7 protein-coding genes are annotated in these 9,838 nt (G+C 53.2%); 6 read left to right on the top strand and 1 reads right to left on the bottom strand.

The window, feature by feature from the left end; translation table 11 throughout:
* Positions 1 to 71 precede the first annotated feature (71 nt).
* The 3 genes from ACQKE4_RS10085 to mdoH all read left to right on the top strand — a co-directional run bounded on the left by ACQKE4_RS10085 (position 72) and on the right by mdoH (position 4,800).
* Positions 72 to 350, top strand: coding sequence for an EAL domain-containing protein (locus ACQKE4_RS10085; RefSeq protein ID WP_427388192.1), 279 nt, complete (start codon positions 72 to 74; stop codon positions 348 to 350).
* Positions 351 to 701: 351 nt separating this feature from the next.
* Positions 702 to 2,288, top strand: coding sequence for a glucan biosynthesis protein G (locus ACQKE4_RS10080; protein WP_427388186.1), 1,587 nt, complete (start codon positions 702 to 704; stop codon positions 2,286 to 2,288).
* 4 nt (positions 2,289 to 2,292) lie between these two features.
* The gene (gene mdoH / locus ACQKE4_RS10075) at positions 2,293 to 4,800 is read left to right on the top strand and encodes a glucans biosynthesis glucosyltransferase MdoH (RefSeq protein ID WP_427388184.1); all 2,508 of its coding nucleotides are present in this window, start codon (positions 2,293 to 2,295) and stop codon (positions 4,798 to 4,800) included.
* Here mdoH and ACQKE4_RS10070 read toward each other — a convergent pair.
* A complete protein-coding gene (locus tag ACQKE4_RS10070) occupies positions 4,753 to 5,745 on the bottom strand; it encodes a helix-turn-helix domain-containing protein (protein ID WP_427388183.1) in 993 nt (330 codons plus the stop codon). The genes mdoH and ACQKE4_RS10070 overlap by 48 nt on opposite strands.
* A 226-nt stretch (positions 5,746 to 5,971) precedes the next feature.
* On the opposite strand from ACQKE4_RS10070, the gene ACQKE4_RS10065 reads away from it, so the two are divergent.
* The 3 genes from ACQKE4_RS10065 (at position 5,972) to eat (ending at position 9,763) form a co-directional block, all read left to right on the top strand.
* On the top strand, positions 5,972 to 7,387 hold the full coding sequence (locus ACQKE4_RS10065; protein ID WP_427388181.1) for an ethanolamine ammonia-lyase subunit EutB: 1,416 nt from the start codon (positions 5,972 to 5,974) through the stop codon (positions 7,385 to 7,387).
* A complete protein-coding gene (eutC, locus tag ACQKE4_RS10060; protein ID WP_427388180.1) occupies positions 7,377 to 8,216 on the top strand; it encodes an ethanolamine ammonia-lyase subunit EutC in 840 nt (279 codons plus the stop codon). The genes ACQKE4_RS10065 and eutC overlap by 11 nt, the downstream gene beginning before the upstream one ends.
* A 107-nt stretch (positions 8,217 to 8,323) precedes the next feature.
* Entirely contained in the window at positions 8,324 to 9,763 is a 1,440-nt protein-coding gene (gene eat / locus ACQKE4_RS10055; protein ID WP_427388191.1) for an ethanolamine permease, read from the top strand.
* Positions 9,764 to 9,838: the final 75 nt, after the last annotated feature.

Raw genomic sequence — 9,838 nt, 5'->3', positions numbered from 1 at the left:
TGGAAGCGGCTGTTGGTGTTGGTTTTTGGTGTAAGGCCCTGAAACGTTAACACTTTCAGCCGCTTTCTTTTATACCCCGTGAGAAATTCGGGCTAAAGCGCTTCGCAGCCGATAAAATCAAAATCGATATTTCCTTCGTAAGAGATATGCTGACCAGTGACAATGATCGTGTCATTGTGGCCACGATTATTGCCATGGCGAACACGTTAGGATTAGAGACAATTGCTGAAGGGATTGAGAGTCAGGCTCAGGCAAGCGCCTTGCTGTCGATGGGGTGTACTCAGGCACAAGGCTACTATTTTGACCGGCCGTTAACGGCCGAGCAGTTTTCCCAGCGTTGGCTTATCTAGCCTAGGCAGATGGCCATGAGAGGCTCTGCATGTCTATATATGTCTTCTGCGGCTTGTAGACGACTCGCTTCAGATAGCGCTTATGCTCGCGGCTCCACATATTGAGCAAATTCTAATTTTTTTCCTCAGCCCTTTCAAAAAGCCCGGCCAGTCAGAGTGCCAAGTAGTCTAGACTCATGTTATATCTAAAATGTAATCTACTCTTTAGATGCACGCATGGTGTGAGTCTGAGCGACTGCGAGCAACAGTAGAAAAACGCATTTAGCTGATCGAAAGGACTCTATCGTATGTCGATTCGGCAAAAAAGCGAATTTGAATTCAGTCAAGGATTGGACAGGAGGATTACGCTAAATGAGTGGATCGACCCCGCGAAGTAAACTTTTACGCCGCAAACGTTTTTTTCCACTAGCCGTTTTGGGCGGGCTGCTGGTGGGAAGCATTCCGCTTGAGGCTTTTGCGTTTGGCTTCGATGATGTGGCTAAAAGAGCAGAGGAACTCGCCCAGCAGAGTTACCGTGCCCCAGAAGCGTCGTTGCCCAATGAGCTGCGCGAGCTCAATCATGCGCAGTATGCGCAAATACAGTACAAGCGAGATCGCGACGTATGGAGCGGCAATGATTCACCATTTACACTGAGTTTTATCCATGAAGGGATGCATTACGACAGTGCCATCCAATTAAACAGTATTGATCAGCAGGGCGAGGTACATGGCTTTGCTTACAACCCTGACGACTTTACTTACGGTGATTTAAATATCTCCGACGATGTTAAAAATAGCGATGGCCTTGGTATTGCTGGCTTTAGGGTCAACCACGCACTCAATGACGCTGATCGTAAAGATGAGGTGATGGTATTTCTGGGAGCAAGCTATTTTCGTGCTGTTGGCAGAGGGCAGGTTTATGGTCTTTCTGGACGCGGGCTGGCCGTTGATACGGGATTGTCATCGGGCGAAGAGTTCCCACGCTTTAGCGAAATGTGGATCGTCGAACCTAGTCCAGAAAGCCAGTATTTGACTATTTTCGCACTGCTTGATTCACCTAGCGTTACCGGCGCCTACCGCTTCGTATTACGTCCCGGAGAAGACACCTTAGTCGACGTACAATCGCGGCTATATTTGCGCCGAGCAGTCGAGAAACTGGGCATAGCACCGCTAACCAGCATGTACCTTTATGGCCCTGAACAACCTTCATCAACACTGCACTATATTCCTGCCATCCATGATTCTAATGGTCTATTAATCAATGATGCGCAGAATGGCTGGATGTGGCGCCCGCTAGCCAATCCGGCCAGATTGATGATGAATAGGCATGCAACGCCTCAGTTAAACGGGTATGGCCTGATGCAACGAGGCCACAATTTTAGCAACTATCAGGATCTTGATGCACGTTATGATTTGCGCCCAAGCGCTTGGGTTGAGCCACTCAATGAGTGGGGGGGCGGTAGTGTCGAGCTGATTCAGATTCCGACAAACAACGAGACCAACGATAACATCGTATCAATGTGGTTAGCAGATGCAGCTCATGAGCCAGGAACACCCCTGGCGTTCGATTACCGCATTACGCTCACTACCAATGAAAGTCGTCACCTTGATACGCAGCTTGCGTGGGTGGACGCAACACGTCGCTCTAGGGGCGAGGTAATTCGGGATGACTTAGTCCGTGAACCCGACGGGTCACTCGCTTTTGTCCTCGATTTTATCGGGCCCTCGCTTGACGGTATCGGCAGTGGTGCAAACATGAGCGTTGAGGCAAGCGTTGGCGATAATGGCGAATTAACCAATAGCCGCGTTGTTCCTAATCCGGCTACCGGCGGCTGGCGTGTGTTTGTTAATGTGAAGCGCAATAACGGTAATCAGCCTTTGGATATCAGGGCCAAGCTACTGCTCGATGGCAATCAGGTATCCGAGACTTGGTACTATAGGCTGCCCGCCAATGGCTGAAATAATGTCTTCTTTGAAGGCAACGCCAACGGATCTTTATTTAGAGCGCTTGGCGTTAGAGACCCAGGATCGTGAGGAGCGCTACAGGTTATTAGTTGGTGATCTTGATAAACACGACATGGCTTCGCTGCATGCTGCATTGGGCGAGAATAGTAATGGGCATAGTGATGTCCACGGTGAAGGCAATAATAACTCGGCGGCGTTATCGGTGGGTCGGCGCTTGGCGCTTGCCTATGCTGAGCCGCCGTTAGCGCCGCCAGACGTTCTGACAACGGACACGTCGGGGATTACGCGGCTGCGCACTTCACCCGTGATGAAACGAACGCCGTTGGCACCCCAGAAGTGGTCGACCAATCCTTTTGTGAATATTGGTCAACGTTTCAAGCGCTGGGCTAACGGTGATTTTCGAAAGCGGAAAAGAGAGTCGCCCTCTGCGTCCTGGAAGTGGGTTGCCAGAAGGCGTCGATGGATTTTGCTGGTGCTGATTTTTGGTCAAAGTATCATCGCTGCCAATCAGATGCGTACCGTACTTCCCGGCCAGGGCCTACAGTGGCTTGAGGTCACCATCCTGTCGTTGTTTGTGCTGCTGTTCGCCTGGGTGTCCGCGGGGTTTTGGACAGCTTTGATGGGATTTTTCCAATTATTGCGAAGCCATGATCGCTACGCCATTGACAGCGAGGTGGGCGACGAGCCGATTGATGATGAGGCGCGCACAGCATTGCTGGTGCCGATCTGTAATGAGGATGTTGCCAGGGTATTCGCCGGAGTGCGCGCCACCCTGGAATCACTGCGCAGTACGGGCAATGACCGGCATTTCGATATCTTCATCTTAAGCGATACGTCAGACCCTGATATTGCCATTCAGGAGACCTATGCCTGGTTAGGCATGTGCCGTGATCTGGACGCTTTCGGTCAGGTTTTTTATCGCCGTCGTCAGCGTCGTGTTAAACGTAAGAGTGGTAATCTTGACGATTTTTGTCGTCGCTGGGGGGCGCTCTATCGCTATATGCTGGTATTGGATGCCGATAGTGTTATGAGTGGCAAGTGCCTTACCCGGCTAGTGCAGATGATGGAGGTGCACACCAAGGTTGGCATTATTCAAACGGCGCCACGCGCTTCTGGACGCCTTAATTTGTACGCGCGTATGCAGCAGTTTGCGACGCGGGTGTACGGGCCGCTGTTTACCGCGGGGCTGCATTTTTGGCAGTTAGGCGAGTCGCATTACTGGGGGCATAACGCCATCATTCGCCTGGCCCCGTTTATGCAGCACTGCATACTCGCGCCGCTACCCGGTAAAGGCTCAATGTCAGGCGAGATTTTGTCCCACGACTTTGTCGAGGCGGCGCTGATGCGCCGCGCCGGCTGGGGGGTATGGATTGCTTACACACTAGAAGGCAGCTATGAAGAAATGCCGCCTAATCTGCTTGATGAGCTCAATCGCGACAGGCGCTGGTGTCACGGAAATTTGATGAACTTCCGGCTGTTTTTTTCGCAAGGCATTCACCCTGTACACCGTGCCGTATTTCTGACCGGTTTAATGTCTTACCTTTCAGCGCCGCTGTGGTGTCTTTTCCTGGTTCTTTCTACTGCACTGCTAGCGGTGCATACCTTTAGTACTCCCAACTACTTTCCTGAGCCGGGGATGCTGTTCCCTGTCTGGCCACAGTGGAACCCAACGTTAGCGGTGGGGTTGTTTGGTGTAACAGCACTGCTACTGTTTTTGCCTAAGCTGCTAAGCGTACTGCTGGTGTGGATACAGGGCAGCCGTCAATTTGGTGGGCCGCTCAAAGTATTAGCGAGTATGGTGCTTGAGTCGCTATTCTCGATGCTATTAGCACCGGTAAGAATGCTGTTTCACACCCGTTTTGTACTGACCTCAGTGATGGGGTGGGCGGTTCAATGGCGTTCACCATCGCGGGAAAATAGCGACACGACGTGGGGTGATGCCATCCGAGCTCATTGGAGCCAAACGCTAATAGGGGCTGTGTGGGCAGCGGGTGTTTACGTTATGGAACCGACTTTTCTTTGGTGGCTCTCGCCAATTGTTGTTTCTTTAATGTTATCCATTCCGGTATCGGCATTATCGAGTCGAGTCTCGCTAGGGCAGGCCTGCTTTCAAAAACGGCTGTTCCGGATTCCCGAAGAAACGCAACCGCCACGGGTACTGCGGCGTATGGTGAGCCTGCTTAGCTGTATGAACACAGGAATGTCGGCGCCGTCTTTTGCCCAAGTGGTGGTCGACCCTGTGCCGAATGCGTTGGCCACTGCCTTAGGGACATCACGGCACACTGATGTCGAGCCAATATGCCAACGTCGAGTTGAGCGGGTTTCACGCGCTGTACTGATGGGGCCAGCAGGAATGAGTCGATTGGAACGGTTGGATTTTCTGGATGACCCAGTGATGATGTCACAACTCCACTATCACATATGGAATGACAGCAAGGTTCATCACAGTTGGTTTGAGTTAGGCCTGCCAGGGCGCGAATCTAAGCATCTGCCGACCTTTAACTGAGCTTACTTTTGCGTTAAGCGTATGTGACGGACATTCACCAAACTGCTGCTTATAGTCGTGGGCGAATTGACCCAGATGCCAGAAGCCCCAGTAAGTGGCTATTTCCGTTACCGACTGATCGGGTGATGCGGCTCGCAGCGCCCGACGGACACGATTGAGCCGCGTTAAACGTAAATACTGCAGCGGGCTAATGCCCAAAATGGCCGTAAAGCTGTACTGCAGCGTGCGCCGGCTAACATGGGTCAACTGGCAAAGCTCCTCCATGGTTACCGGGCCATCCATATGCTCATCCACGTAGCGTTTTACCCGATCAACCACTTCTTTACGATGCGCGTAGCTGGGCGGCAGCTCTGCACTAGGCTGTTCGGCTTGCAAGAGTTCAAGCAGCGCCATCAGCAGAATGTCTTGATGGATATGGCTAGCAATAGCCAGCGTTTGGCTAGTCAGCAGGCGCTCGATAAGAAACGCGACGGCATTGAGCGTTTCGCTCGCCGCTTGTCGACGGGGCATGACGTGCCAGCCTGTATCCAAGCTCATCCCCTGTTGCTTAGCGGCCTCTGCTAACGCTGGTAATTGAATCACCAGCCCATAGATATCGAATTCTTCCGGCGTCACCAATTCAAAATCCCGCCCGCCAGGGCGGCACATTACCTCGCCCTCGCTAAGCGCTTGGCCATTAATCCGCGATCCCTGGCCAGTGGCTGGAATACCGATCCACAGCGAATCTGACCACACGCGACACTGCTGACGTAGCGCTTGCCCGGTGTGCTCTTTAAACACCTGCATCGTCTCTAGGGTAACTTCATCCAATCGGCCATAAAAGCTGCCAGGGCTGAGCTGGTCATACTCCTGCTGCCAACGTGTCAGGTTTTGCGCATGCTCATCGGCATCAAATGCTTCTTGGGTGCATCTTTTTGGTGCAAATACGCTGTCGAGCGTGGACATGGGAAGCTCCCCAGAGTTTTTAAAAGCGCTAACTCTCTAATTAAACGCTTTAACTTCATGTATTTAATTAAGTAAATGGAAATTTAGTGGGTTTGCCAAAACTCGATACTCCCTCTCTAGTGATAGCGTTATGGTGGAAACAAGCAAGTTTTATACCTTAATGCGCGTTTAGTGCGGTTTAAAAAGTAGTGTGTTTAAAAGTAGAGCGGTTAAAAAGGAAAGCGCAATGGCACAGACCTATCACACGACAGTGGGGGCACGGAGCTACCGCTTCGCAAGCCTGGCTGAGCTGATGGCCAAGGCCACACCTCCTCGCTCGGGGGATCGTTTGGCTGGGGTGATCGCGGAGAGCGCCGAAGAGCGCGTAGTCGCTCAAATGGTGTTAGCTGAGCTGCCACTCACCACCTTCTTGAATGAAGCGTTGATCCCCTACGAAGAGGATGAAATTACTCGGCTGATTATGGATGACCATGATGCCGATACCTTTGCCCCCATTCGCCATCTCACCGTGGGCGATTTTCGTAACTGGCTGCTCTCTGACCAAGCCTCCAGTGAGGTGCTAACGGCAGTGCGAAGGGGTATTACCCCTGAAATGGCGGCGGCGGTGAGCAAGCTGATGCGCAATCAGGATTTGATCCTGGTGGCTAAAAAGTGCCAAGTCACCACGGCGTTTCGCAATACCATTGGCCTGCCAGGGCGGCTCTCTACCCGGCTGCAGCCCAATCACCCTACCGATGACGTCACCGGTATTGCCGCCAGCATTCTCGACGGACTGCTTTATGGTAGCGGCGATGCGGTGATTGGCATCAACCCCGCGACCGATAATGTCGCCCAAAGCGTCAAGCTGATGCGTCTGATGGATGAGGTGATTCAGAAGTATAAAATTCCCACACAATCCTGCGTGCTTACTCATGTGACGAATACGTTAGAAGCCATCGAGCAGGGTGCGCCGGTCGATCTGGTGTTCCAATCGATAGGTGGCACCGAAGCCACTAACCGCAGCTTTGGCTTTGACTTAAGCACCTTGGCCGAAGCGGAGGCGGCAGCACAGTCGCTCAATCGCGGCACGGTGGGTCGCAACGTGATGTATTTCGAAACTGGCCAGGGCAGTTCGCTCTCTGCTGATGCCCACCACGGACTTGACCAGCAAACCTGTGAAGCACGCGCCTATGCGGTGGCGCGCAAGTTTAAGCCGCTGCTGGTAAATACCGTGGTGGGTTTTATCGGACCCGAGTATTTGTTCGACGGTAAAGAGATCACTCGTGCAGGGCTGGAAGATCACTTCTGCGGCAAGCTGCTAGGCGTACCCATGGGCTGCGACGTTTGCTACACCAACCACGCCGAGGCTGACCAGAACGATATGGATAACCTGCTCACGCTGCTGGGCGTGGCGGGCTGCAACTTTATCATGGGCATTCCCGGCTCCGACGACATTATGCTCAATTACCAGACCACCTCCTTTCACGATGCACTCTACGCCCGGCGAGTGCTGGGGTTGAAGGCAGCACCTGAATTTGAGCGCTGGCTAGAGGAGATGCAGATTTTCCAGGATATCAGCACCCATCGGCTTAACGACCAGCTCCCTACCGCCTTTGCCAATAGCCTGCGCCACCTGCCGAAGGAGCCACGCCATGGCACATGACGAACTATCTCCAATCGTGGTGGAGAATGCCTGGGAGCGGTTGAAGGCGTTTACCGATGCACGGATTGGCTTGGGGCGTGCTGGCGTGAGCCTGCCGACCAGCAAGCTGCTGGCGTTTCAGTTAGCGCATGCCCAGGCCCAGGATGCTGTGCACTGCCCATTAGAAGTGGAAACGCTGGCTAATGAGTTAACCAAAGCGCTGACTTTGTCTGAGGCTCCAATATCTCTACATAGCCATACCCAAGATCGTGCCATGTACCTGCAGCGGCCAGATTATGGCCGTCGTCTCAACGAAGAGTCCCGTGAGAAGTTGCAGCAAGCGGTCGCTTCTCAGCAGCGCTATGACCTTGCGGTGGTCATTGTCGATGGCCTTTCCGCCCTGGCCGTTCAGCAGAACAGCACGCCGTTTCTTCGCGCCCTTTATCAAATGCTCAGCAGCGATGCCTATGACTGGCAGTTGGCGCCGCTAACGATTGTGGAGCAGGGGCGGGTGGCGATTGGTGATGAAATTGGTGCTTTGCTAAATGCAGATGCCGTGCTGGTGATGATTGGCGAGCGCCCAGGGCTGAGTTCACCCGATAGCCTCGGGCTGTATATGACCTGGGCGCCAGAGCCAGGGCTTAAGGATGACCGGCGCAACTGTATTTCCAATGTACGCCCGGCAGGCCTGCAGGTGAAGGAAGCGGCCAGACGTTTCTTTCTGCTGTTAAAAGAGGCCCGTCAGCTCAAGGTGTCAGGGGTTAAGTTAAAAGATCGCAGTGAAGACAACGTGTTGGAGGGGGAGTCAGGCAGCACCGGCTCACCAAGTAACTTTTTGGTGGCTGATTAATGGTCTGAAGCACCTTATCGCAACGACGCCAATAAAAAATCATACAACAACATGGAAAAGGGCACGCCGCTGACGTCTGTTTCGTTCCTCATTTAAAGGGCAAGATGATGACACAACCATCGATTGATCAGGCGTATCTGGCGAAGCGCCAACTACGCAAAGGCACCGCTGGCTGGATGCTGTTGGCGGGGCTGGGGGTTTCCTATGTTATCTCCGGTGACTTTGCCGGCTGGAACTTTGGCATCGCCGAGGCGGGGTGGGGCGGCTTTGCCATTGCTGCCTGTTTAATGGCGCTGATGTATCTAGCGCTGGTGCTCTCTCTGGCGGAAATGTCGGCGGCGATTCCTGCCGCGGGTGGTGGCTATAGTTTCGCTCGCCAGGCCATGGGGCCTGCCGGTGGTTACCTCACGGGACTTGCGGTGTTGATCGAATACGCCTTGGCCCCAGCGGCGATTGTGATTTTTATCGGTGCCGCAGTGGAAGCTCTGCTGGGAATTAATGGCCCGTTGGTTTACCTGATTTTCTACGCTGTATTTATCGGTATTCACCTTGCGGGGGTAGGGGAAGCGCTAAAAGTCATGATGGTGATTAGCGGTCTGGCGGTGTTTGCCATTCTCGCCACGGCGGTGGCGCTAATAGGCAGCTTTGACTCAGCTAATTTATTTGATATTGCGCCCACCGATGCTGCTGGCGCGAGTACGTTTATGCCCTTTGGCTGGTACGGGGTTTGGGCGGCGCTGCCATTTGGTATGTGGCTATTCTTGGCGGTGGAAGGCGTACCTCTGGCCGCAGAAGAAGCTAAAGATCCGGCTCGCGATATGCCCAAAGGCATTATCGCAGCCATGCTTTTTCTGCTGTTTACCGCCTTGTTAGTCGTGGTGCTACTGGCCGGTGCCGCGGGCGCTGAGATGATTGGTCAAAGTGGCGTGCCGCTGGTGGACGCGCTGAATGCGGCGGGTAATCCAACCCTGGCAACGGTGGTCAACGTGCTAGGCTTGGCTGGCCTGATTGCGTCTTTTTTCTCAATTATCTATGGTTACAGCCGGTTGGTGTTTGCGCTCTCCCGGGCGGGCTACTTACCTAAGCAACTGTCGCTCACCAGCAGGCGTAAGGTGCCCTATTTGGCGCTGATCGTGCCCGGTGTGTTTGGTTTCTTGGTCTCTCTCAGTGGTGAAGGCGATCTAATGTTGGGGATGGCTGTGGTCGGCGCGACCATATCCTATGCACTAATGGCGCTCAGCCACATTATGTTGCGCATACAGCAGCCTGATTTGCCACGGCCCTATAAGACCCCAGGCGGCATCGTAACGTCATCCATTGCGCTGGTATTAGCGTTAGTAGCGCTCACCGGGGTTTACGCTTTTGATCCCCGCGCATTTAACTACACTATCGTGTTATTTATTGCCGGTGCGGCTTACTATTTTCTTTACAGCAAAAATCATCTGGTGGCGAAAACCGCAGAAGAAGAGTTTGCGCTGGTAATTGCTACACCTGAAGATGTGGATAATCTCCATGTGGCTCCCCCAGTAACGGCGACTAAGCTGTAATTGGCAGTGCGAATCGCCTAGGCTGACAATGTTTTGTCAACGTAGCCTCTGTGCCTCAAGGTGCAGAGGCTTGTA

It is taken from the genome of Halomonas sp. NPDC076908, from assembly GCF_050269715.1.
Classification (GTDB): Bacteria; Pseudomonadota; Gammaproteobacteria; order Pseudomonadales; family Halomonadaceae; genus Vreelandella.
Note: the sequence above shows the minus strand (reverse complement) of the source record. Positions and strands in the feature narration are given on the sequence as shown.

Excerpts from the sequence above, each read along its gene's own strand:
- ACQKE4_RS10080 (WP_427388186.1), top strand. The coding sequence starts at position 702 with ATGAGTGGATCGACCCCGCGAAGTAAACTTTTACGCCGCAAACGTTTT.
- mdoH (WP_427388184.1), top strand. The coding sequence starts at position 2,293 with ATGTCTTCTTTGAAGGCAACGCCAACGGATCTTTATTTAGAGCGCTTG.
- ACQKE4_RS10070 (WP_427388183.1), bottom strand. The coding sequence starts at position 5,745 with ATGTCCACGCTCGACAGCGTATTTGCACCAAAAAGATGCACCCAAGAA.
- ACQKE4_RS10065 (WP_427388181.1), top strand. The coding sequence starts at position 5,972 with ATGGCACAGACCTATCACACGACAGTGGGGGCACGGAGCTACCGCTTC.
- eutC (WP_427388180.1), top strand. The coding sequence starts at position 7,377 with ATGGCACATGACGAACTATCTCCAATCGTGGTGGAGAATGCCTGGGAG.
- eat (WP_427388191.1), top strand. The coding sequence starts at position 8,324 with ATGACACAACCATCGATTGATCAGGCGTATCTGGCGAAGCGCCAACTA.